The sequence below is a fragment of the Kocuria sp. UBA5001 genome (genome assembly GCF_002398425.1).
GTDB classification, from domain to species: Bacteria; Actinomycetota; Actinomycetes; order Actinomycetales; family Micrococcaceae; genus Kocuria; species Kocuria salsicia.
Map to the genome: position 1 here is coordinate 100102 of NZ_DGYR01000010.1, position 23821 is coordinate 123922.

At 69.1% G+C, this 23821-nt stretch carries 16 protein-coding genes and 1 tRNA gene; 7 read left to right on the forward strand and 10 right to left on the reverse strand.

All coding sequences use genetic code 11. From position 1 onward, the window contains the following. Positions 1–76: 76 nt before the first annotated feature. The 5 genes from B3G12_RS06755 to B3G12_RS06775 all read left to right on the forward strand — a co-directional run bounded on the left by B3G12_RS06755 (position 77) and on the right by B3G12_RS06775 (position 5683). Positions 77–733: an MBL fold metallo-hydrolase gene (locus B3G12_RS06755; protein ID WP_290499775.1), complete on the forward strand. Its 657-nt coding sequence runs from the start codon at positions 77–79 to the stop codon at positions 731–733. Continuing rightward, a complete protein-coding gene (locus B3G12_RS06760) occupies positions 730–1737 on the forward strand; it encodes a bile acid:sodium symporter family protein (protein ID WP_290499776.1) in 1008 nt (335 codons plus the stop codon). The genes B3G12_RS06755 and B3G12_RS06760 overlap by 4 nt, the downstream gene beginning before the upstream one ends. Before the next feature lie 159 nt (positions 1738–1896). Continuing rightward, on the forward strand, positions 1897–4509 hold the full coding sequence (locus B3G12_RS06765) for a DEAD/DEAH box helicase (RefSeq protein ID WP_290499777.1): 2613 nt from the start codon (positions 1897–1899) through the stop codon (positions 4507–4509). Between the two features lie 80 nt (positions 4510–4589). Then, positions 4590–5186, forward strand: a complete 597-nt coding sequence (locus tag B3G12_RS06770; protein ID WP_144942646.1) for a transcriptional regulator — start codon at positions 4590–4592, stop codon at positions 5184–5186. Continuing rightward, positions 5183–5683: a hypothetical protein gene (locus B3G12_RS06775; RefSeq protein ID WP_144942645.1), complete on the forward strand. Its 501-nt coding sequence runs from the start codon at positions 5183–5185 to the stop codon at positions 5681–5683. Before B3G12_RS06770 ends, B3G12_RS06775 begins: the two co-directional genes overlap by 4 nt. Positions 5684–5725: 42 nt before the next feature. Here B3G12_RS06775 and B3G12_RS06780 read toward each other — a convergent pair whose 3' ends face one another. The 5 genes from B3G12_RS06780 to B3G12_RS06800 form a co-directional block, all read right to left on the reverse strand. Then, positions 5726–6964, reverse strand: a complete 1239-nt coding sequence (locus tag B3G12_RS06780; RefSeq protein ID WP_144942644.1) for a TerC family protein — start codon at positions 6962–6964, stop codon at positions 5726–5728. A gap of 201 nt (positions 6965–7165) precedes the next feature. Beyond that, positions 7166–8386, reverse strand: a complete 1221-nt coding sequence (locus B3G12_RS06785; RefSeq protein WP_290499778.1) for a TerC family protein — start codon at positions 8384–8386, stop codon at positions 7166–7168. Positions 8387–8491: 105 nt separating this feature from the next. Next, a complete protein-coding gene (uvrB, locus tag B3G12_RS06790; protein WP_145009200.1) occupies positions 8492–10639 on the reverse strand; it encodes an excinuclease ABC subunit UvrB in 2148 nt (715 codons plus the stop codon). A gap of 89 nt (positions 10640–10728) precedes the next feature. Then, complete coding sequence (coaE, locus tag B3G12_RS06795; protein ID WP_244944655.1) at positions 10729–11352, reverse strand: dephospho-CoA kinase; 624 nt, start codon at positions 11350–11352, stop codon at positions 10729–10731. Continuing rightward, complete coding sequence (locus tag B3G12_RS06800) at positions 11318–13711, reverse strand: dephospho-CoA kinase (RefSeq protein WP_290499779.1); 2394 nt, start codon at positions 13709–13711, stop codon at positions 11318–11320. The genes coaE and B3G12_RS06800 overlap by 35 nt, the downstream gene beginning before the upstream one ends. Positions 13712–13835: 124 nt before the next feature. Between B3G12_RS06800 and B3G12_RS06805 the strand changes: the two genes are divergently transcribed. Next, positions 13836–14558, forward strand: coding sequence for an IMPACT family protein (locus tag B3G12_RS06805; protein ID WP_244944656.1), 723 nt, complete (start codon positions 13836–13838; stop codon positions 14556–14558). A 292-nt stretch (positions 14559–14850) separates the two neighbouring features. On the opposite strand, the gene rpsA is transcribed toward B3G12_RS06805, so the two are convergent. From rpsA to B3G12_RS06825, 4 genes are all read right to left on the reverse strand, one after another. Beyond that, the gene (gene rpsA / locus B3G12_RS06810; protein ID WP_055084751.1) at positions 14851–16347 is read right to left on the reverse strand and encodes a 30S ribosomal protein S1; all 1497 of its coding nucleotides are present in this window, start codon (positions 16345–16347) and stop codon (positions 14851–14853) included. A gap of 201 nt (positions 16348–16548) precedes the next feature. After that, the gene (locus B3G12_RS06815) at positions 16549–17946 is read right to left on the reverse strand and encodes a GNAT family N-acetyltransferase (RefSeq protein ID WP_145009206.1); all 1398 of its coding nucleotides are present in this window, start codon (positions 17944–17946) and stop codon (positions 16549–16551) included. A gap of 136 nt (positions 17947–18082) precedes the next feature. After that, complete coding sequence (polA, locus tag B3G12_RS06820) at positions 18083–20977, reverse strand: DNA polymerase I (RefSeq protein ID WP_145009208.1); 2895 nt, start codon at positions 20975–20977, stop codon at positions 18083–18085. A gap of 59 nt (positions 20978–21036) precedes the next feature. Continuing rightward, positions 21037–21591, reverse strand: coding sequence for an ANTAR domain-containing response regulator (locus tag B3G12_RS06825; protein ID WP_260983367.1), 555 nt, complete (start codon positions 21589–21591; stop codon positions 21037–21039). A gap of 238 nt (positions 21592–21829) precedes the next feature. Between B3G12_RS06825 and B3G12_RS06830 the strand changes: the two genes are divergently transcribed. Next, a tRNA-Leu gene (locus tag B3G12_RS06830) sits at positions 21830–21914 on the forward strand. Between the two features lie 269 nt (positions 21915–22183). Here the strand turns inward: B3G12_RS06830 and pyk are convergent. After that, positions 22184–23692: a pyruvate kinase gene (gene pyk, locus B3G12_RS06835; protein WP_144942637.1), complete on the reverse strand. Its 1509-nt coding sequence runs from the start codon at positions 23690–23692 to the stop codon at positions 22184–22186. Between the last annotated feature and the right edge of the window lie 129 nt (positions 23693–23821).

Genomic DNA, 23821 nt, shown 5'->3' on the forward strand with positions numbered 1-23821 from the left:
TGGATCCGCCACACCCCGCGCGTCGCACGGCCTGGACCGTTCGCCCGCAACCGGGCTGCGGCCTAGACTCTCTGCCATGATCGCCACCCAGACAGAGGTCACGGAGCTCACCGACATCACGATTCGGCGCATCTCCGTGAGTGACATGGACAACAACGTGTACCTGCTGACCTCCAAGGCGGAGGGCACGCAGGTGCTCATCGACGCCGCGGACAACGCCCGCGCCATCGCCGGGATGGTCGCCGCGGGCTCGGGTGACTGCTCGGACTGGGCCAACCTCCAGCTGATCGTCACCACGCACTCGCACTGGGACCACGTGCGGGCACTGGAGGAGGTGGCCACGCACTCGGAGGCCATGACCGCGTGCGGCGCGGCGGACGAGAACGACATCGCGGTGCCCATGGACCTCACCTTCGAGAACGGGGACACCGCCGAGCTGGACGGCTTCGAGCTGGAGGTCATCGAGCTGCGCGGGCACACCCCCGGTTCCATTGCGCTCGTCTACCGGGACCCGCACGGCCCCGCCCACATCTTCACCGGCGACTCACTCTTCCCGGGCGGTCTCGGCAAGACGGGCTCCCCCGAGGCGTTCCGGCAGCTCTACACGGACGTCACGCAGCGGATCTTCGACCGCTTCGACGACGACACCGTGATCCACCCCGGCCACGGTGCCCCCACAACCCTCGGCGCGGAGCGGCCGCACCTGCGGGAGTGGGAAGAGCGCGGCTGGTGAGCCCCGCCTCCTCCTCCGCCCCGTCCACCCCGGACCACGACGCCGCGGCCGCACGCTCCGCGGCGGACCGCGCCGCCTACGTGGCCGTCCTGGTGTTCCCGCTCCTCGTGTTGGCCGGCGGCCTTGCGGGGTACCTCCTCGCGCCCGCGGTCCACCAGGCCGCGGGATGGACGAATCCGCTGCTCGGTCTCGTGATGTTCGGGATGGGACTCACCCTGCGCCCGGCGGACTTCGCGCTCGTGGCCAAGCGCCCGGTGCCCATCGTGGTGGGGGTGCTCGCGCAGTACGTGGTGATGCCCGGGGTCGCCGTGCTCGTCTCGTGGCTGATGCAGCTGCCTCCGGAGATCGCCGCCGGCGTGATCCTTGTGGGCTGCGCCCCGGGCGGCACGGCGTCGAACGTGGTCTCGTACCTGGCTCGCGGTGACGTGGCCGTGTCCGTGACCATGACCTCGATCTCCACCCTGCTCGCTCCCCTGCTCACACCGTTGCTGACGCTGTGGCTCGCCGGTGCGTACATGCCGCTCGACGGCGCCGCCATGGCCCGTTCGATTGCGATGGTCGTGCTGCTGCCCGTGGTGCTCGGGCTGGTGGTCCGCCTCGCTCTGCCTCGCGTGGTCGTCCGCCTGCTCCCGGTGCTGCCGTGGTTCTCCGTGGTGGTGATCGCGGCCATCGTGGCCATCGTGGTCTCCGGGTCCGCGGACAAGATCGTGCAGGCGGGGCTGCTTGTGCTCGTCGCCGTGGCCGTGCACAACGTGCTCGGGCTGCTCCTCGGCTGGGCCGTGGGCCGGGTGACGGGCCAGCCCGCGCCGGTGCGGCGCACGACTGCCATCGAGGTGGGCATGCAGAACTCGGGTCTCGCCGCCGGTCTCGCGGCGCAGTACATGTCCCCTGTGGCCGCCCTGCCGGGTGCCGTGTTCTCCGTCTGGCACAACCTCGCGGGCGCGGTCTTCGCGCTGCTGTGTCGCCGGGTGGATGCCCGCGCCACGGCACGCAGCGAACTCTAGGCCGGTCGTCGCCCGCGGGCACGAAGGCCACATCCCGCCGTGCCCTGGCCGCCTGAAGGAACCCCTTCCCGCCCGCGGGGCGCGGCGCCTGCGCGTCCCCCCACTGGGGCGAGAGCGACGTCGTTCTGCGTGTCAGGGGCTCCCGATAGGCTGGCTGGGATGAAACTCCTCGACTCCCTGGCACCCGATCTCTCCGCACCCGGCCACCACTACCTGCGGGGCGACTTCGCGTCCAACCCGCTGGACGAGGATGAGGTCTACGAGGGCTTCCTCGGCTGGATCGCGTCACGGGACATGGAGCTCTACCCCGCCCAGGACGAGGCCGTGCTGGAGGTGGCCAACGGGTCCAACGTGATCCTGGCGACCCCCACGGGCTCGGGGAAGTCCACCGTGGCCGTGGCCGCGCACTTCGCGGGGCTCGCTCGCGGGCAGCGCTCGTACTACACGGCACCCATCAAGGCACTCGTGTCCGAGAAGTTCTTCGACCTCTGCGAGATCTTCGGCGCGGAGAACGTGGGCATGGTCACCGGCGACTCCGCCGTGAACCAGGACGCCCCCATCGTGTGCTGCACCGCGGAGATCCTCGCCAACGTGGCACTACGGGAGGGCCCGGACGCGGACCTCGGCGTGGTGGTCATGGACGAGTTCCACTTCTACGCGGACCCCCAGCGCGGGTGGGCGTGGCAGGCCCCGCTCATCGAGCTGCCCCAGGCCCAGTTCCTCCTCATGAGCGCGACCCTCGGGGACGTCTCCCGCATCGAGCAGCGGCTCGAGGAGACCACCGGGCGCGCCACGGCGCTCGTGACCTCCACCGAGCGGCCCATCCCCCTGCACTACTACTACTCCGAGCGCCCGATCCACGAGGAGCTCGAGGAGCTGCTCACCACCCACCAGGCCCCGGTCTACGTGGTGCACTTCTCCCAGCTGCAGGCCGCGGAGCAGGCGCAGAGCCTGATGTCCGTGGACGTGCTGAGCAAGGACGAGAAGCAGCGGGTCGCGGAGCTCATCAAGGACTTCCGGTTCTCGGCCGGCTTCGGCAAGACGCTGAACCGGCTCGTGCGCCACGGAATCGGCGTGCACCACGCGGGCATGCTGCCCAAGTATCGCCGGCTCGTGGAGCAGCTCGCCCAGACCGGGCTGCTGAAGGTCATCTGTGGCACAGACACCCTGGGCGTGGGGATCAACGTGCCCATCCGCACGGTAGTGATCACGGCGCTGTCCAAGTACGACGGCCGCCGCACCCGCCGGTTGAGCGCGCGCGAGTTCCACCAGATCGCCGGTCGTGCCGGCCGTGCCGGGTACGACACCGCCGGAACGGTGGTGGTCCAGGCCCCGGAGCACGTGATCGAGAACGAGCGGGCCATGGCGAAGGCACGGGCCAAGCACGGGGACGACCAGAAGAAGCTGCGCCAGGTGCCCAAAAAGAAAGCGCCCGAAGGATTCGTGTCCTGGAGCCGCAAGACCTTCGACCACCTGGTGGAAGCCACGCCCGAGCCCCTCACCTCGTCCTTCGACGTCACCCACTCCATGGTGCTCAACATGCTCCAGCGCCCCGGGGACAACATCACCGCGGGCTACCGGCTGCTCACCAGCGTGGACGAGCCCCGGGCGCGCCAGCGCGCTCTCGTGCGCCAGGCCCTCGCCATCCTCAAGGAGCTGCTGCGCGCCGGGGTGGTCGTGCGGCTGCCCGAGCCGGACGAGACGGGGCGCCGCTACCGGCTCACCGTGGAGCTGCAGGAGAACTTCGCGCTCAACCAACCGCTGTCACCATTCGCCCTCGCCGCGCTGGGACTGCTGGACCCGGAGTCCGAGACGTACGCCCTCGACGTCGTCTCCGTCATCGAGGCCACCCTCGAGAAGCCCCGGCAAGTACTGAACCTGCAGGAGAAGAAGGTCAAGGGCGAAGCGCTGGCCGCCATGAAGGCCGAGGGTCTCGAGTACATGGAGCGGATGCGCGAGCTCGACGAGATCACCTACCCGCAGCCGCTGAAGGAGCTCCTCGAGCAGGCGTTCGAGACCTACCGGAGTTCCGCGCCCTGGGTCTCCCAGTTCGAGCTCTCCCCCAAGTCGATCGTGCGGGACATGTACGAGCGCGCCATGACGTTCGGGGACTACGTGCAGTTCTACGGTCTGGCCCGTTCCGAGGGCATCCTGCTGCGCTACCTCTCGGACGCCTACAAGGCCCTGCGCCAGACGGTGCCCGTGGACGCGAGCACCGAGGCGCTCACGGACCTCGTGGAGTGGCTCGGCGAGAGCATCCGCCAGACCGACAACTCCCTGCTGGACGAGTGGGAGAAGCTCGCCTCCGGTGTGGAGTCTCCCTCCGGGACCAGCGTGGACTCGCTCGAGGAGCTCGTGGCGGAGCAGCCCGAGGGCGTCACCTCCAACACGCGGGCCTTCCGCGTCATGGTGCGCAACGCCCTGTTCCAGCGCGTGGAGCTCTTCGCTCAGGAGAAGGACAAGGTCCTCGGCGCGCTCGACGAGAAGACCGGGTGGAACCGCGACCGGTGGGCAGACGCCTTGGACGCCTACTTCGCCGAGTACGAGGACATCTACACGGATGCCCAGTCCCGCGGGCCGGCTCTGATCCGCATCAACGAGAACCCCGACGGTCTCGCGGGCTTCTGGACGGTCACGCAGGTCTTCGACGACCCCGACGGTCACCACGACTGGGGCATCAATGCGCGCATCGACCTCGCCGCCTCGGACGAGGACGGCTTCCCCGCGGTCCTTGTAGACAACGTGGGCAACGTGACGGAGACGGGGCGGTAACGCACTGCCGCTGATATGCGGTTTTAAACGCATAACATGCTGTCATGCAGTGCTGATCGCATAAAGCAGAGGGAGTCATCGTGTTCGTCCTGACGATCGACCGACGCGCGTCACGCCGTGACGGCCCGGCGCTGGAGATCTCCGCGCTGCGCGACGAGCTGCAGCACGGCCTGCCCCGCCCGGTTCTCGGCTGGGACGTGAGCGCGGGGGACGAGCTCCAGGCCCTGTACGACGACGCTGCGGCCGCCCTGAGCGCGCTGCTGCACCTCGCGGACTCGGCCCGGTGGCACGTCGGCCTGGGCATCGGCCCCGTGGACCTGCCCCTGGGCGACTCCGTACGGGAGTCCACGGGCCCGGCGTTCGTCGCCGCCCGTGACGCGGTCACCCGTGCGAAGGACCACGGCGCCCCGGTGGTGAGCGGCAACGAGTGGGCCGAGCGGACGGGAATCGTGCTGGATCTCGTGTGCGCCGTCCGGGACCGCCGGACGGACGCCGGGGCCCGGGCCGCTGCCCTGGCCGACGACGGGCAGACCCAGCAGCAGATGGCCACCTCCCTGGGAATCGCCCAGTCCTCGGTGTCACGACGACTCGCAGCCGCGCTGTGGCACGAGGAGCACGCGGTGCGGGAGACGCTCGTGGCGCTGCTGGACCTCGCCGATCAGGGGCGGGATTCATGACGGCGCTGCGCCCCCTGGCCACCGTTGCGCTGCCGCTCGTGCTCGTGGCGGTCACGGCGGTGTGGACGTGGCTCGCAGGCACCGCACCGGGGGTGTGGACCTTTCCCGCCCTCCTCGTGGCCGGCACCCTGTCTGGGGATCCCGTGGTCCGCGCGGTCTTCTCCTTCGCGGACGTCTCCGACGAGCGCCCCGCGCCTGAGGTGAGCCCCTGGACCGAGTCCGATGCCGTGGCCGACCCCGTGGACCCGCCCCTGCGCGGAGGACTTGTGATCGGCGCACTCGAACGCGCAGCGGCGATCGTCTCGCTCATGACCGGCATGGTGGCCGGGATCGCCGTGATCGTGGCTGTCAAGGGTCTCGCCCGCTACGGCGAGTTCACCAACGCGCAGCAGCGGGAGCAGTTCATCATCGGCACGCTCGTCTCCCTGCTGTGGGCGGCCCTGTTCGCTGGTGCCGGCCTGTGGTGCACGACGCCGCCCGGGCCGTTCGGCACCTGACGGTTCCGTCTCCCAGACCGGGTCGATCGGCGTCGTCGGCCCTCAGCGGTCCGCGTCGAGATCTGGGGAGGGCGTGCTGACCCGGCCGGTCTCGGCGAACTCCCGGTGCTGGCCGCGCGCTGTCTCCAGCATCGCGCGGAAGCGGGCCCGCGACGTGATCAGCTCGTCCTTGTGCTTCTCCGAGATCCGGGGGAAGTGCGCGTGCGCCTCGGCGATCTGCCGCGCGAGGGCGTTGCGCTCCTCGGCCGGTGCGCCCGCGGGCAGCGCCAGGTAGCGCTCCGTGAGGTCCTGGACGCGCTGGATGGTGCGCAGCGCCTGCCCCTTGGGACTGTAGAGGGACACCAGCACGGTGATCACGAGCACCGAGATGATCACGGCGAGAGACGCTCCGATGCCGATCTCGACCACGGGCACGTGGGCGCCGTCGTTGATGAAGGGCAGCGTGTTCTCGTGCAGGGCGTGCAGGACGAGCTTCACACCGATGAACGCCAGGATGAGCGAGAGGCCCCACGACAGGTAGATGAGGCGGTCCAGCAGCCCGTCGATCAGGAAGTACAGCTGGCGCAGGCCCATGAGCGAGAATGCCGTGGCCGTGAAGACGATGTAGGGCTCCTGGGTCAGCCCGAAGATCGCGGGGATCGAGTCGAGCGCGAAGAGAATGTCCGTGCCGCCGATCGCGACCATGACCAGCAGCATGGGAGTCAGCGCGCGCTTGCCCTCGTGGACCGTGAAGAGCTTGTCGCCGTCGTAGTAGTCCGTGGTGTGGAAGACCTTCCGGGCCAGGCGCACCACGATGTTGTTGGCGTCGTCCTCCTTGCCCTCGCTGATCTCCCCCTTGATGAGGTTGCCAGCCGTGAGGATGAGAATCAGGCCGAAGAGGTAGAACACCCAGGAGAACGCGTTGATCGCCGCGGCGCCCACGAAGATGAACGCGGTGCGGGCAATGAGTGCGAAGACGATGCCGAAGAGCAGCACCTTCTGCTGGTCCGCGCGGGGCACGGCGAACGAGCCCATGATGATGAGGAACACGAAGAGGTTGTCCACGGACAACGCCTTTTCCGTGATGTAGCCGCCGTAGTACTCGGCCATCAGGGTGGGGCCGTCCAGCCACAGGATCACGAGCCCGAAGAGCAGCGCGATCCCCACATAGACAGCGGACCAGATGGCCGCTTCCCTGATGGTGGGTTCGTGCGCCTTGCGGACGTGGAAGACGAAGTCGTAGGCCAGCAGGCCGAGGATCAGGGCAATCGTGATGCCCCACTGGAGGGAGGTGATCTCCACAGGGAGTCTCCTTGCGGGTCGAGAAACCACACAAGTCTCTCCCCCACGCCCGTGATGTCCGGTGCAACGACCGGAGTGCGCGGTTTGGCGTGGTCCGTGCCCGGCCCGACGATGGCGTCGGACGTACTGACGGACACGGAAGGTGAGGGATACTCCCTTGCTTGCCGTCGATCATACCGGAGCCGCCGGCCGGCCGCGGGGTCAGTTCCGCGCGCGACCCTTCGCGTCCGCGATGCGCTGCTCCCGCAGACCGTGAGCCCGCTCGAGGAGGTCGTGGTAGCGGGTCTCGGACTCGATGAGCTCGTCCCGGTACTTCTCCTTCACGTTCGGCAGCTGCGCGCGGTACTTGTTCATCTTCTGGGCCGCCTTGGTGCGTTCCTCCACCGGAGCGCTCTCCGGGGTGTCGAGGTAGCGCTCGGCCCACAGCTGGGCCCCATTGATGATCCGCACGGCACGGCCCTTGGGGCTGTAGAGCGAAGCGAGGACGGTCAGCACCAGGACACCGATGATGACGGCGAGCGAGAACCCGGTGCTCACCTCGACCACGTGCACGGGCTCACCCCCGTTGATGAAGGACAGGGTGTTCTCGTGCAGCGCATGCAGGATGAGCTTCACGCCGATGAACCCGAGGATGAGCGCCAGGCCCCAGGAGAGGTAGATGAGGCGGTCCAGCAGCCCGTCGATCAGGAAGTACAGCTGGCGCAGGCCCATGAGCGAGAACGCGGTGGCCGTGAAGACGATGTAGGTCTCCTGGGTCAGCCCGAAGATCGCGGGGATCGAGTCGAGCGCAAACATGATGTCGGTGAGCCCGATCGCCACCATGACCAGGAGCATGGGGGTCATCATGCGTTTGCCGTCCACCTCGGTGAACAGCTTGTCCCCGTCGTACTCGTCCGTGGTCTTCAGGAAACGCTTGGCCAGGCGCACCATGACGTTGTTGGCGCCGTCCTCCTCGTCCACGTCCGTGACCTCGCCCTTGACCAGGTTGCCTGCGGTGTAGATGAGAAAGATGCCGAACACGTAGAACAGCGCGGACCAGCGGTTGATGGCTGCCGCCCCCACGAAGATGAACAGGGTCCGGGCGATCAGCGCCACCACGATCCCGAACAGCAGCACCTTCTGCTGGTCCGCCCGCGGCACCTTGAAGGACGCCATGATGATGAGGAACACGAACAGGTTGTCCACGGACAGTGCCTGCTCCGTGATGAACCCGGCGTAGTACTCCGCCGCAAAGCCCGGCCCGTCCCAGATCAGCACGATCAGCCCGAACAGCAGCGCGAGGGACACGTAGAGGCTCGTCCACAGCGCCGCTTCCTTGATGGTGGGCTCGTGCGGCTTGCGCGCGTGGAAGATGAAGTCGTAGGCGAGCAGGCCCAGGATCACCGCGATGGTGATCCCCCACTGCAGTCCGGAAATCTCCACGAGTACCCCTTAGACGAGAGCGTTGCTGGGAGCAGCCCGTGAACGGACCACACAGATGTGGAAGTGTACCCGACCGCCGAGCCGCCAGGCACGGTTCAGGAGGGCTCAGGCGTGCCCGGCGTCCTTCATGCGGCGTAGCTCCTTCTTGAGGTCCGCGATCTCGTCCCTCAGCCGCCCGGCGAGCTCGAACTTCAGTTCCGCCGCGGCATTGCGCATCTGCTCGCTGAGCTCCTCGATGAGCTGCACCAGGTCCTCGGCCGGGGCCGCCGCGACACCGTCCCGCAGCAGCTTGGACTCCGCTGCCGCTGCCGCCTGGTCCCTGCCGGGGGCCCTGCCACGCGTACCGCCGTCTTTGCCCTTGACCGGCGCGGTGTGGTTGTTCGCGGCGGAGCGCTGGGCCAGCAGGGTACGGGTGTCCTCGTCCTCTCGGGCCAGCTGATCCGTGATGTCCGCGATCTTCTTGCGCAGGGGTTGCGGGTCGATCCCGTGCTCTTTGTTGTACGCCACCTGGATCTCCCGGCGGCGGTTCGTCTCCTCGATCGCCACGTCCATGGAGCGCGTGATCTTGTCCGCGTACATGTGGACCTCGCCCGAGACGTTGCGGGCGGCTCGGCCGATCGTCTGGATCAGCGAGGTGGTGGAGCGCAGGAAGCCCTCCTTGTCCGCGTCGAGGATCGCCACCAGGGACACCTCCGGCAGGTCGAGGCCCTCGCGCAGCAGGTTGATGCCCACGAGGACGTCGTACGTGCCCATGCGCAGGTCCCGCAGCAGCTCCACGCGCTTGAGGGTGTCCACGTCCGAGTGCAGGTACTGCACGCGCACCCCGTGCTCCATGAGGTACTCGGTGAGGTCCTCGGCCATGCGCTTCGTCAGGGTGGTCACGAGCACACGCTCGTTGCGCTCCACCCGCAGCTCGATCTGCTCCAGGAGGTCGTCGATCTGGCCCTTGGTGGGCTTGACGATCACCTGCGGGTCCACCAGCCCGGTGGGGCGGATGATCTGCTCCACCACCGAGTCCACCTTGGACATTTCGTACGGGCCAGGTGTGGCGGACATGTACATGGTCTGCCCGATGCGCTCCAGGAACTCGTCCCACTTCAGGGGCCGGTTGTCCATGGCGGAGGGCAGCCGGAAGCCGTGCTCCACCAGTGTGCGCTTGCGGGACATGTCCCCCTCGTACATGCCGCCGATCTGAGGCACGGTCACGTGGGACTCGTCGATGATGAGCAGGAAGTCGTCCGGGAAGTAGTCCAGCAGACAGTGCGGGGCCGAGCCGCGGGGACGGCCGTCGATGTGCAGGGAGTAGTTCTCGATGCCGTTGCAGTAGCCCATCTGCTCCATCATCTCGAGGTCGTACTGCGTGCGCATGCGCAGTCGCTGTGCCTCGACGAGCTTGTTCTGTGACTCCAGCTCCTGCAGCCGCTCCTGGAGCTCCTTCTGGATGGACTCGATGGCCACCGCCATGCGCTCGGCGCCGGCCACGTAGTGCGAGGCGGGGAAGACGTACATCTCCTGCTCCTCGTTCACGATCTCGCCGGTGAGAGGGTGCAGCGTGTAGATGGCCTCGATCTCGTCCCCGAAGAACTCGATGCGCAGCGCCATCTCCTCGTACATGGGGATGATCTCCACGGTGTCCCCGCGCACGCGGAACGTGCCGCGGTGGAAGTCCATGTCGTTGCGCACGTACTGCATGTTGACGAACTGGCGCAGCAGGGCGTCCCGGTCCATCTCCTGGCCCACGGCCAGGGTGACCATCTGCTTGACGTACTCCTCCGGCGTGCCAAGGCCGTAGATGCACGAGACGGTGGAGACCACCACGGTGTCCCGGCGGGTGAGCAGGGAGTTCGTGGCGGAGTGGCGCAGCCGTTCGACCTCCTCGTTGACGGAGGAGTCCTTCTCGATGAAGGTGTCCGTCTGCGGGACGTAGGCCTCCGGCTGGTAGTAGTCGTAGTAGGAGACGAAGTACTCGACGGCGTTGTTGGGCAGCAGCTCCCGCAGCTCGTTCGCGAGCTGCGCGGCGAGCGTCTTGTTCTGCACGAGCAGCAGTGTGGGCCGCTGCACGGCCTCGATCAGCCACGCGGCGGTGGCGGACTTGCCCGTTCCCGTGGCGCCCATGAGCACCACGTCCTTCTCACCGCCCTGGATGCGTTCGGCGAGCTCGGCGATGGCCTTGGGCTGGTCACCGGCGGGCTGGAACTCGGAGACGACCTCGAAGGGGGCGACCACGCGGTTGATCTTCTGGGCGAGCGACATGGCATCAGGGTACGCGCAGGCTCAGACACGACGACGCCCGCGCACCGCCGCGGGCCCCGCGGGTTCCGGCGCCTTCCCAGGACCCGGTCTCAGGCCGCCTCCCGGTTCCACCACTCGTCCACCTGCGCCTCCAGCTCCGCGATGCTGCCGGTATTCTCGAGCACGGTGGTGGCCACCGCCCGCCGGTCCTCGTCCTTGGCCTGGGCGGCGATCCGGCGTCGGGCGTCCTGCTCGGCCATTCCCCGGTCCTCGACCATGCGCCGGACGCGCTCGGCCTCCGGCGCCTCGACCACGAGCACACGGTCCATCTGCTCGTGCTGGCCGGTCTCCACGAGCAGGGGGATGTCGTGGACCACCACCCCTCCCGGTGGCACGTCGGCGAGCAGCCGTGACGTGCGCGCACGCACGAGCGGGTGCATGATCCCGTTGAGCGCCTCGAGCTGAGCCGGGTCCCCGAAGACGATCCTGGCCAGCGCCGCGCGGTCCAGGGCGCCGTCGTCGCGCACCACGGCCGGACCGAAGTGCTCGAGAACCGCCTCGTAACCCACCGCGCCGGGTTCCTGCAGCTCGCGGGCGATCGCGTCCGCGTCCACGACGAGCGCGCCGTGCTCCGCAAGCCGGCGCGAGACCGTGGACTTCCCGGAGGCGATCCCCCCGGTCAGCCCCACGCGCAGCACGTCAGCGCGATCCGGTCTGGTGAACAGTTCCTTCATGGTCGTGGCCTTCTTCCGTGCTCTCGTGGTCCAGGACGGGCTGGATCTGATCCTGCCAGATCTCGCGCACCTGCTCCCGGACGCGCTCGACGTCCCTGTCGTTGACGATCATGCGGTCGGCGACGTCGCGGGTCTCCCCGTCCGACGGGGCCTGGTCGACGAGGTCCCACGCGACGTCGGCCGCCACGCCCTCCGTGCGGCGCAGCCGTTGCACGCGCTCCTCAACGGGCGCCTCCACGGCGACCACGAGGTCGAAGCGGTCCCGCTGCTCCGCCTCCAGGGGATCCCTGACCACCTGGACCATGACGCGATCGGTACCCGCCTCACGCGCCCGACGCCGCGCGCTCTCGCGCATCTCGGGCATGAGCAGCTCATGGGCCCTGGCTCGCGCGGTCTCGTTGCGGGCCATGAGCTCGTCAAGCGCGACGGCGACGTCCGCCGCGGGGGTGTCTGCCGCCGTGGGCAGCTGCTCCCCGAAGATCCGCTCGACCTCCGCGCGCGTGCCGGACCCTGGTTCCAGCAGCTCCTGCCACATCTGGGCACTGTCCAGGACCACAGCGCCGAGCTCCTCGAAAGCCCGGGCCGCGGTCCGCTTGCCCGACGACGCGCCCCCCGTGAGCGCCAGTTGGTAGACCGGGCGCCCCTCCCGCTCACGCTGCCAGTGCCACGTGCGCGGCTGGTGGGTGTCGTGCTCGGGTTCCGTGCCCACCTCGTACTCAGGGCGGATCACGTAGTCCGAGACGGCCGTGCCGTCCTCCTGCGCGCGGCGGTGGTACTCCTCGGCCGGCAGCACGCGCTTCCACTGCCGTGTGCGCATGGGCCGTGCCGTTCCCGCGTCCTGGCGCAGCGCCTGCAGGAGCATGACCGCCTGGAGCACCTCGAGCAGCATCACGGGAGCGCCGATCACGATGATGACCTCCTGCAGCGCGTTGAGCCCGTTCTCCCCCGACGTCGCAATGATCGCCGTGCAGACGGCACCCACCGCGAGCGTCCAGAAGATCCGCTGCCGCCGGGGCCCCTCGTCCTCGTGGCCGTTGGCCATAGCATCCATCACCAGGGCACCGGAGTCGATGGAGGTGATGAAGAAGATGGTGATCACGATCAGCGCCACGAACGCGGTCACCGCGAACCACGGCATGGTCTGCAGGAACTGGAACAGAGCTGCCTCCGGATTGCCCTGTGTGACGATGGTCTCCGTGAGCGTTGCCCGCGTCTCGGGGGCGCGGTCGATCCGGATGGCGTTGTAGCCGTAGATCGCCATCCACACGACCACGAACGCCGAGGGCACTCCAAGCACCCCCACCACGAACTCTCGGATGGTGCGCCCGCGGGAGATCTTGGCGACGAACATGCCGACGAAAGGCGCCCAGGTGACGGTCCAGGCCCAGTAGAACACTGTCCAGTCCCCGGACCACGTGCCACCCCCGTAGGTGTCGTTGAACAACGCGAGGGTGGGCAGCTGCTGCGCGTAACCACCCACTGACTCCACGATCGCGCGCATCGTGTCCATGGACGCGCCCGCCATGAGCACAAAGAGCAGCAGGGCCACGGCCAGCACGATGTTCGCGTAGGACAGCCGCTTGACGCCCTTCTCCATGCCCGCGAGCACGGATGCCAGGCCCACCGCCGTGATCACGGCGATGATCGCCGCCTGGATCCACCCGGCCATGGGGATCCCGTACACGTACGTGAGCCCGCTGTTGATCTGCAGTGCACCCAGGCCCACGGAGACGGCCAGGCCGAACACCGTGGCCACGATGGAGAGGATGTCGATCGCCTTTCCCCACGGCCCGTGGATCCCGTCCCCGAGCAGGGGGTGGAAGGCGGAGGGGACCCGCGGCGGCAGCTTGCGCTTGTACGTGAAGTACCCGAACGCCAGGCCGGGCACCGCGAGGATCGCCCACATGTGCACGCCGAAGTGGAAGTTCGCGATGTTCAGCGCCTCCACCGCAGCGCGGTCGGACTCCGGTTCCGTCCCGTACATGGGCGGGTTCGCGTAGTGGGTGATGGGCTCGGCCACGCCCCAGAACATCAGCACGGCACCCACGCCGGCCGCGAAGAGCATTCCGAACCAGGTGAGGCCCGAGTACGTGGGTTGGGAATCGTCGTCGCCGATCTTCACGCGGCCGTAGCGGCTCACTGCCAGGCCCACCGCGAAGATGACCAGCGCCGTCACGCTGAACGTGTAGAACCACCCGGTGCGGTAGCGCAGCACGTGGGCGATGCTCCCGAAGATGCCCTGCACCGGGCCCGGGAAGAGCCCCATGGCGGCGGTGAACACCACGATGAGCGCCGCGGAGACGAAGAAGATCGAGGGCGTGGTGCGCAGCCCGAGTCGGTCGTGGAGTCGGTGGAGCACGGAGGGGCCCTTCGGCTGGGGGATGGGGTCGGACGGCCCGGTCCCGCGACCGGCCGCACCCACTGTAGCGGCCGACGACGCCGCGGTCGGCGCGGTGCCCAGCACCCGTCCCTACACTGGGAGCGTGTCCCCCGAACTCTTCGCCGAACCTGCCGCCGCCCCGCGCGTGTCGTACACCGTGCCCCGGGCGGGAACCGTCCACTCGGCGGAGCTGGAGATCAAGAAGTCGCGCTTCCTGGCCCTGCTCACCCGCGTGGACACCGAGGACGAGGCCCGGCAGTTCATCGCACGCACCGCCTCCGAGCACCGCGACGCGCGCCACCACTGCTCCGCGTTCCTGGTCGGCCCCCACCGTGAGATCGGCCGCTCCTCCGACGACGGCGAACCGGCCGGCACCGCGGGCGTGCCAATTCTGCAGGCGCTGTCCTCCCACCTCACGGCGAAGCAGCGCGAGGCGGACGGGGCCGGTGACCTCTCGGACGTGTGCGCCGTCGTCGTCCGCTGGTTCGGCGGGATCAAGCTCGGGGCGGGAGGCCTGGTGCGCGCGTACTCCGGCGCCGTCACTGCCGCGCTCCAGGACGCACCCCTCATACGGCGCGTCCGCTGCCGCGAACTCTCCCTGCCCGTGCCGCACGCGGACGCCGGGCGCGTGGAGGCCGAGATCCGGGCGCGCGACCTCGTCGTGCAGCCCACCAGCTACGGGTCCGAGCACGCGATCCTCCACGTCCTCGTGCCGGACACACCCTCCGAGCTCGACGCCGCCCGGGCCGTCCTCGCCACCGTCACCTCGGGACACGGGGAGCCCGTGACCGGGGAACCCACGTGGCAGGACGTCCCTGCTCTCTGACGCACCCGTTCTTTCGGGCACGTGCCCTCACACCGGCCCCTGCCCGCAGAGCCGCCGCCGCGGTCGAACGGGTCCTGTCTGCCCCCGCTCTCCCACCGTGCTGCCCCCGCTCTCCCACCGTGCTGCCCGCACGACGTGGCGCGGCAACGGCCCCGCGCAGGAAAGACACCCCGGACACCTGAGACACCCCGGAAACGCGAGAGGCCCCGCACCCGTGACGGGTGCGGGGCCTCTCGGCGACGGTCAGCGTGCGTCACCCACCGGAACCGGCGGGGTGACGCTCACGCGTGACTCAGTGACCGGTGAGCTTCTCGCGCAGCGCGGCCAGAGCCTCGTCCGAGGCCAGCGTGCCGGAGTCCTCGGCCGACTGCTCGGAGGAGTAGCTCGTGGGACCGGACGCGCGGCTCGGAGCCGGCGAGGAGGACGAAGACGACGAGGAAGAGGAGGACGACGTGGTCGTCGCGGCTTCCAGGTCGTCCTGGATGTGCTTGCGCACCTGCTCCTTGTGGGCCTCCCAGCGGGACTGGGCCTGAGCGTACTGCTCCTCCCACGCCGCGCGCTGGTCCTCGTAGCCCTCGATCCACTCGTTGGTCTCGGGATCGAAGCCCTCGGGGTACTTGTAGTTGCCCTGCTCGTCGTACTCGGCGGCCATGCCGTACTGGGCCGGGTCGAACTCGGTGGACTCGGGGTCCACGCCCTCGTTGGCCTGCTTGAGGGACAGCGAGATGCGGCGACGGTCCAGGTCGATGTCGATGACCTTGACGAAAAGCTCCTCGTTCACGGAGACGACCTGCTCGGCCATGTCCACGTGGCGCTGCGCCAGCTCGGAGATGTGCACCAGGCCCTCGATGCCGTCCTCGACGCGCACGAACGCACCGAAGGGAACCAGCTTGGTGACCTTGCCCGGCACGACCTGGCCCAGGGCGTGGGTGCGGGCGAAGAGCTGCCAGGGATCCTCCTGGGTGGCCTTCAGGGACAGGGAGACGCGCTCGCGGTCCATGTCGACGTCCAGCACCTCGACGGTGACTTCCTGACCGACCTCGACGACCTCGGAGGGGTGGTCGATGTGCTTCCAGGACAGCTCGGAGACGTGCACCAGGCCGTCGACGCCGCCCAGGTCCACGAACGCACCGAAGTTGACGATCGAGGAGACGGTGCCCGTGCGGACCTGGCCCTTTTGCAGCTGCTGCAGGAAGTTGGCGCGCACCTCGGACTGGGTCTGCTCGAGCCAGGCACGGCGGGAGAGGACCACGTTGTTGCGGTTCTTGTCCAGCTCGATGATCTTGGCCTCGAGCTGCTGACCGATGTACGGCGCAAGGTCGCGGACACGGCGCATCTCCACGAGGGAGGCGGGCAGGAAGCCGCGCAGGCCGATGTCCAGGATGAGGCCGCCCTTGACGACCTCGATGACGGTGCCGGTGACGACGCCGTCGTCCTCCTTGACCTTCTCGATGTCGCCCCAGGCGCGCTCGTACTGAGCGCGCTTCTTGGAGAGGATCAGGCGACCTTCCTTGTCCTCCTTGGTGAGGACCAGAGCCTCCACCTCGTCACCCACGGCCACGACATCGTCGGGGTTGATGTCGTGCTTGATGGACAGCTCACGCGAGGGGATGACACCTTCGGTCTTGTACCCGATGTCCAGGAGGACCTCGTCGCGGTCGACCTTGACGACGGTGCCTTCCACGAGGTCGCCGTCGTTGAAGTACTTGATGGTCGCGTCGACAGCGGCGAGGAAGTCCTCTTCCGTTCCGATGTCGTTGACGGCAACCTGCTGGGTGGTGGTGGTCATGTAGTAGGGACTCCGATGGAATTGGTTTGATGGTTTGCCGTTCCCGGTTCCGCCCGATGGGACGTGGGCCGGGAACTCATGTGGTGCTTCGGGCGTGCGAATACACGCACCGCTCCAGTCTAGAGCCCGACCACGTCGGGTTCAAGCCTGGAACGGCGCGTGCATGCGGAGGCGGGGCGTCGCCCGGCAGCGCCGATCGGCTCAGAACGGGGAGATGCAGTACGGGTCGGTGGGCGTGGACATCAGGGCCTGGATGTCCCGCAGCGCGTCCGCGTCCCGCACCTTCAGCAGACCCCCGTGGTACAGCGTGGAGGCCTTCACCGCGCCGAGGTAGAGGGAGCCCAGGCTGTCCACGTTCAGCGCGACGTCCGCGCCCTCCGGCAGATCGACGGCGGGCATCGACTTGCCCTCGAGGTCGTCCTGCGTGCGGGGCCGCTCCCCCACACGCTCGACCCGGGTCTCGGTCCCGGTGGTGTCGATCTCGTAGAGCCCGTCCGCGAAGCCCATCGAGTCCACGATCGAGACCGTGATCCGGCGGTGGGAGGTGTAGTGCCGCGCGGACAGCGCCGCCACGGGATCCAGGACGCGCAGCCACACGCGCTCGAAGCGCTTGCGCACCGTGTACTTGGACATGTCCACCATGCTCCACATCAGCGGGTCCTCCATGGGGGCGCTGCCATAGCGCACCTCCGTGACAAGGTCCAGGTTGCACAGGTATTCCCACAGGGCGATCCGGCCCTGCCAGCTGGGGGAGACGAGGTCCACGACCTTGAGGGCCCCCTCGAAGCCCTGAGTGGGCAGAAACTTGTAGCTCACGTAGCCGTCCGCCTGCCCGGCGTCGTCGTAGTGCACCGCGGTGCGGATCTCGGGATCCGCCTTGCCCGCGTGCCAGTCCCACGCGCCAGAGACCAGGCCCCACCACTTGTCCTGGCGGGTGACTGAACCGGCCGTGCCCTCGTGGAACCGCGCGAAGATCTCCGGGGCGAGCCGGGCCACGGCCTCGTTGTCCGCCATCTCCACCGCGCCCACCGTGGGCGCCTTGAGCTGCAGCCGCGTGTGGGCGTCCACAGTGATCTCGGTGTTGAACGTGCTCGCACCGAAGCCGAAGCGACCGTAGATCGTCGCCTCGGACGCCGTCAGGGCCGCCACGGGGAAGCCCCGCTCGTGGGCCTCGGTGAGGTCGTCCGTCATCAGCCGGCGCAGCAGCCCCCGCCGGGCGTGCGTGGGGCGCACCGTGACCTCGGAGATCAGCCACGCGGGGATGCCGACACCGGGGCACACCGTGAGTTCCGAGTCCCATGAGCAGAAGGTGGCCACCGGGCGGTCCGCGCCCAGGGCGGCGGCCGGGACGGGGTCCGCGGTGTAGGCGGCCCGCAGCCGGACGCCAGAGTTCCGCATGGAGTCCAGGATGTGGCCGGTGGCCTCCCGTGTGGGCTCCGGCCCGTGGAAGCCGTGGTCCACCGCGCGGTTCCACTGCTCGGCCTCGGGGTTGGCATCAACACCGCCCTCCCTCACGAAGAACTTGCGGAGCACGTAGTTGCTCCCGCGCGCGCTGTAGGTCGTCTCACTCGGCTGGTCGGTCGGGGGTGTGGTGGTCATGGTGCTCCTCCTTGTACGGGATCGTCTCGCGGGTGGAGTCCGCGGGACGGCCGGGGGACGTGCGTGGAACGGTGTGCGGACCGCGCTGCAGTGCTCGCGCCGGTCAGCACCGGGCGGGCCGGTGCCGGGGTGTGCGTCAGTGGGCGGCCTGGTGCCAGGTGCGCCCGGTGCCCACATTCACGTCCAGGGGGACGGTGAGGTCCGCAGCGCCGGCCATCTCGGTGCGCAGAATCGCCTCGACGGCCTCGGACTCGCCGGGGGCCACCTCCACGATCAGTTCGTCGTGGACCTGCAGCAGCACGCGGGAGCGCAGCCGGGCCTCGCGCAGTGCGCGGTCCACGCCGATCATGGCCTTCTTGATGATGTCCGCCGCCGAGCCCTGGATGGGCGCGTTCAGTGCCATGCGCTCTGCGGCCTGGCGGGCCTGGCGGTTGTCGCTCGTGAGGTCCGGCAGGTAACGGCGGCGCCCGTCGATGGTCTCGGTATAGCCCTTGGAGCGGGCCTCCTCGACGACGCCGCGCAGGAAGTCCCGCACACCGCCAAAGCGCTCGAAGTACCCGCTCATCATGGTGCGGGCCTCGTCCACGCCGATGTGCAGCTGCTGCGAGAGGCCGTAGGAGCTCAGGCCGTAGACCAGCCCGTAGCTCATGGCCTTGACCTTGGAGCGCATGGCCGGGGTGACCTCCTCCGGCGCCACCTCGAACACACGGGAGCCCACGAAGCGGTGCAGGTCCTCCCCCGCGCGGAACGCCTCGATCAGTCCCTCGTCCCCGGAGAGGTGGGCCATGATCCGCATCTCGATCTGGGAGTAGTCCGCCGTCATGAGGCACTCCAGAGGCCCCTGGGCGTCCTCCCCCACCACGAACACGTCCCGGATGCGCTGGCCCTGTTCGGTGCGCACCGGGATGTTCTGCAGGTTGGGCCCGGTGGAGGACAGCCGCCCGGTGGCGGCAACGGTCTGCTGGTAGGTGGTGTGGATGCGGCCGTCCTCGGCGATCGCGTCCCTCAGTCCGGCCACGATCTGCTTGAGCTTGGAGTACTCGCGCCAGTTCATCAGCGCCACGAGGAAGCGTGAGCCCTGCGTCTCGGGGTCCACCCGGCCCAGCAGGTCAGCCACGGCCGAGGCGTCCGTGGTGTAGCCGGTCTTCGTCTTCTTGGTCTTGGGCAGGCCCAGCTCGTCGAACATCACGGCCTGCAGCTGCTTGGTGGAGCCCAGGTTGATCTCGTGGTCGATCTGCGCCTGGGCGAGCTCGAAGGCCTGGTCGATGGGCTGCTGCAGGTCCTCGTGCAGCCGGTCGATCCCGTGCCGGTCCACGGCGATCCCCGCCGCCTCCATGCGGGCGAGGATCACCGCGAGCGGCATCTCCAGCTCCGTGAGCAGCGGCAGCTGCCCGTCCGCCTCGAGCAGTCCCCGCAGGTGCTCGCTCAGGGAACGGCACGCACCACCCAGGGTAGCCTGGCGCACGAGCTCCGCGTCCGGGGTGCCGTCGAGCTCGTCCTGCTCGCCGGCGGTGTCGAGGTCCAGTGCGGTCTGTCCCTGGTCCTTCGCGCCGGACGTCTCCGCCGCGGCCACCGCTGCCACCTCGACGTCGAGGTGCTGGGCCAGCTGCGCCTCCAGCTCGTAGCTGCGCAGTGCCGGGCGCACCAGGTACCCGGAGAGCTGGACGTCGTCCACCACTCCGGCGAGCTCGATCCCGCGCTGGGCCAGGCCACGGTAGAGGTCCTTGAGACCGTCCACGATCTTGGGCGCCGCCGGGTCTGCGAGCCATTCCTCGACGGCCGTCGAGAGGGACGGGTCCGCGGTGACCAGGTCCACGGCCGCGCCGTCCGCCCCCGTGAGCATGAGCGTCGTGACCTCCCTGCCGGAGGGGGCTTTGGGATCGAGCGCCAGTCGCCGCACGACGGCGGCCGCGCCGTCCGCGAGCCCGTCCCGCCACGCGGTGAACTCCGCGGCGGTGCGCACCCGGGTGACGTCCGTGACCTCGGGGACCGTGGCGACGTCGTCGCCCTCCGAGGCGGTTCCGAAGGCGTCCAGCAGGCGCCCGCGCAGCTGGGAGCCGAACTCGAGCTCGTCGAAGATCTCCGCGACGCGCTCCGGCTCCGCGTGCGGCAGGGCGGCGTCCGCGAGGTCGATCTCCAGCGGCAGGTCCGTGAGCAGCCGGTTGAGCTTGCGGTTGCGGCGCACGAGGTCCTCGTTCTCGCGCAGCGCTTCGCCCTTCTTGCCGGTGATCTTCCCGGCGTGCTCCAGCAGGGATTCCACGGGTCCGTAGGCGGTGATCCACTTGGCGGCGAACCCGGGGCCCACGCCCGGCACACCCGGTAGGTTGTCCGCGGTCTCCCCCGTCAGCGCGGCGAGATCCGGGTAGTTCTGCGGGGCGACCTTGTACTTCTCGAAGACCGCCTGCGCGTCCATGCGGCGCAGGTCCGACGGCGTGCGGCCCGGGTAGACCACCGTCACGTGATCCGTGATCATCTGGAACGCGTCCCGGTCACCCGAGAACACGAGCACCTCGAAGTCCTCGGCTGCGGCCGTGGTGGCGAGCGTGGCCAGGACGTCGTCCGCCTCGTGGCCCTCGCTCGTGACGATCGGAATGCCAACAGCCTCGAGGATGCGGCGGATGTTGGGGACCTGCCCGTGGAACTCCTCCGGGGTCTCGTCCCGGCCGCCCTTGTACTCCCCGTACTCCCGGGAGCGCAGGGTAGGGCCCTCGAGGTCGAAGGAGACGACCAGGTGGGTGGGCTTCTCCTCGCGCACGAGCTTGACCATGGTGTTCACGAATCCGTAGACGCCCTCGGTGTGGACACCCTCGGACGTCACGAAACCGGGGCCCCCGCCGTACTCGGCCGCGCGGGAGAGCGCGAAGAACGCGCGGAACGCCAGGGAGTGCCCGTCGATCAGCAGCAGTCGCTTCTCCGGCCGCGAGACGGGCTCCGGCAGCGGGACCTCCCGCGGGGAGTCGGTCTTCTCGCCGATCACCACGGTGCGGATGGCGGGATCGTCCTGGGCGGCCTGCTGCTTCGTCTCAGTCACGGGTCCATCCTAGGGCCAGCCCCCGACGCGCGCGGGTCGCACCGGCGGTGGACGCCGGTTCAGGCTACCTGGCTGATGATGGCCTCGGCCACTTCGCGCATGGACAGGCGCCGGTCCATCGAGGTCTTCTGGATCCAGCGGAACGCCTCGGGCTCGGACAGGCCCATCTTGGTCTGCAGCAGGGATTTGGCCCGCTCCACGAGCTTGCGAGTGGCGAACTGCTCCTTCATGTCCGAGACCTCGTCCTCGAGCGCCCTGATCTCCTCGAACCGGGAGATGGCGATCTCGATGGCCGGGACCACGTCCTCGACCGTGAACGGCTTGACCACGTACGCCATGGCACCGGCCTCGCGGGCGCGCTCCACCAGTTCCCGCTGACTGAACGCGGTGAGCAGCACGACCGGTGCGATCCGCTGGCCAGCGATCTGCTCCGCGGCCGTGATTCCGTCCATCACAGGCATCTTCACGTCCATGAGCACGAGGTCCGGGCGGTGCTCGGTGGCCAGGGCGACGGCACGCTCACCGTTCTCCGCCTGCGCCAGGACCCGGTAGCCGGCATCCTCGAGCATCTCGACGATGTCCATTCGGATCAGTGCCTCGTCCTCCGCCACCACGACCGTCCTGGCCGCGGTGCTGGCGGCGGCGGGCTCCTCGGCCCCGGCCTCCGGGGCAGTGGGCTCCGGGGTGTTCGGTGCATCCGTCACGGGATCTCCTTGGTTCGGGATGGGGTGGTCTCGGTGGTTCCGGGCCGCTGCACGAGGAGCGAGGCGACCGGCTCCAGCCTAACCCCCATCGTGTATGCTGTGAGCCGCACCGGCGGCGGTCGCCCCATGTCAGGAGCCCCGCGGTCAGGCCCAAGTGGCGGAATTGGCAGACGCGCCGCACTCAAAATGCGGTATGGAAACATGTGTGGGTTCGAGTCCCACCTTGGGCACCACAGAAACCGCTCTGCGGAGCGGTGCGGGAACGGCCTCGTTGACGCGGGGCCGTTTTTTCGTGGGTACGTCCTGTTCCTCGCCTACGCCGCGACGTTGCTGTGGCGCCCCCTGTCCCCCGTTTTGATGGCCACCGGTGTCTCGCGTTCCCCGCTCGCGCCGGGCACGACGACGGCGCGGGGCCCGGATCCTCTCGATCCGGCACTCCGCGCCGTCGGCCCGGTGCTCCCGCCGCGTGTCAGCCGCGGCGGGTCACCACTCGGTCAGCGGCTCACGGCTCACGCCAGGACGCGGAGCCCTGGAGCTTGTCGATCCCCCACGGGCGCACCTTCTCGTGCTCCTCGCGCTGCGGGGCCTCTCCGGCGTCCTGCAGGTCGCCCACGCGGTGGACCTTGACCAGGTTGGTGGACCCGGCGTGTCCGGGAGGCGATCCGGCGCAGATGACGACCATGTCCTCGGTGCTCGCGAGCTCGTGCTCGAGCAGGTAGTGGTCCACCTGGCGGGTCATGTCGTCCGTGTGCTCCACGCGCTCCACCCGGATGGGCTGCACGCCCCACAGCAGCTGCAGCCAGGACTGCACGCTGCGCTCGGGGGTGAAGGCCAGGATCGGGCGGTCCGGGCGCAGCCGGGACAGGCGGCGCGCGGAGTCACCGGACTGGGTGAACGTGCAGATGTAGCTCACATCCAGCTGCCGGGCGATGGTCACCGCCGCACGGGTGATGGCGCCGCCGCGCGTGCGGGGCTCGGTGCCCAGCGGGGGCATGCGGTCCATGCCCTGCGTCTCGGTGGCCACAATGATGTTCGACATGGTCTCGAGCGTCTTGATGGGGTACTTGCCCACCGAGGTCTCGCCCGAGAGCATCACGGCGTCCGCGCCGTCGAGCACGGCGTTCGCGCAGTCGGAGGCCTCGGCGCGCGTGGGGCGCGGGTTGTCGATCATGGACTCGAGCACCTGGGTGGCCACGATCACGGGCTTCGCCCAGCGGCGGGCGAGCTCGATCGCTCGCTTCTGCACGATCGGCACGGCCTCCAGCGGCAGCTCCACGCCGAGGTCGCCGCGGGCGACCATGATGCCGTCGAACGCGTCGATGATCTCGTGCAGCGCGTCCACGGCCTGGGGCTTCTCGATCTTGGCGATCACGGGGAGCGTGACGCCCTCCTCCGCCATGATCTCGTGCACGCGGTCGATGTCCTTGGCGTCGCGCACGAAGGACAGCGCGATGATGTCGACGCCGCGCTTCAGGGCCCAGCGCAGGTCCGCCTCGTCCTTCTCGCTCAGCGCGGGGACGTTGACGGCCACACCCGGCAGGTTGATGCCCTTGTGGTCGGAGACGGGACCGGGGACGACGACCTCGGTGGTCACGTCCGTGTCGGAGACGGCGGTGGCGCGCAGCGCGACCTTGCCGTCGTCGATGAGCAGCGGATCCCCCACGTTCACGTCTCCGGGCAGGCCCTTGTGGGTGGTGGAGCAGATCTCCTTGGTGCCGGGGATGTCCCGGACCGTGATGGTGAACGTGTCGCCAACCGCGAGGTCGTGGGGACCGTCCGCGAAGTTGCCGAGACGGATCTTGGGGCCCTGCAGGTCCGCGAGGATCGCCACGGTGGTGTCGAGCTCCTGGCTCGCGCGGCGCAGGTTCTCGTAGGAGGCGTTGTGGACGTCGTGGTCGCCGTGACTCATGTTCAGGCGAGCCACGTTCATCCCGGCCTCGATCGCCCGGGTGATGTTTTCGTACGAGGAAATGGCGGGGCCGATCGTGGCCACGATCTTCGCTCGACGCATGGGGTGACTCCCTTTCGAATGGCGGATGGTTGGCGCACATGACAAAGCGGCCGGGCCCTGCAACGAAGTGCTGCATGGCCGCGGCCGCTCCGCCGATGACTTCCCCCACTCTAGCAACGCGCGCCGGGA

Bases quoted from the DNA above. Each gene is read 5' to 3' on its own strand.
- B3G12_RS06755 (WP_290499775.1), top strand. From the start codon at position 77: ATGATCGCCACCCAGACAGAGGTCACGGAGCTCACCGACATCACGATT.
- uvrB (WP_145009200.1), bottom strand. From the start codon at position 10,639: ATGTCGCTCGCCCAGAAGATCAACCGCGTGGTCGCCCCCTTCGAGGTC.
- B3G12_RS06815 (WP_145009206.1), bottom strand. From the start codon at position 17,946: ATGACCACCACACCCCCGACCGACCAGCCGAGTGAGACGACCTACAGC.
- coaE (WP_244944655.1), bottom strand. From the start codon at position 11,352: ATGAAGGAACTGTTCACCAGACCGGATCGCGCTGACGTGCTGCGCGTG.
- B3G12_RS06765 (WP_290499777.1), top strand. From the start codon at position 1,897: ATGAAACTCCTCGACTCCCTGGCACCCGATCTCTCCGCACCCGGCCAC.
- B3G12_RS06775 (WP_144942645.1), top strand. From the start codon at position 5,183: ATGACGGCGCTGCGCCCCCTGGCCACCGTTGCGCTGCCGCTCGTGCTC.
- pyk (WP_144942637.1), bottom strand. From the start codon at position 23,692: ATGCGTCGAGCGAAGATCGTGGCCACGATCGGCCCCGCCATTTCCTCG.
- rpsA (WP_055084751.1), bottom strand. From the start codon at position 16,347: ATGACCACCACCACCCAGCAGGTTGCCGTCAACGACATCGGAACGGAA.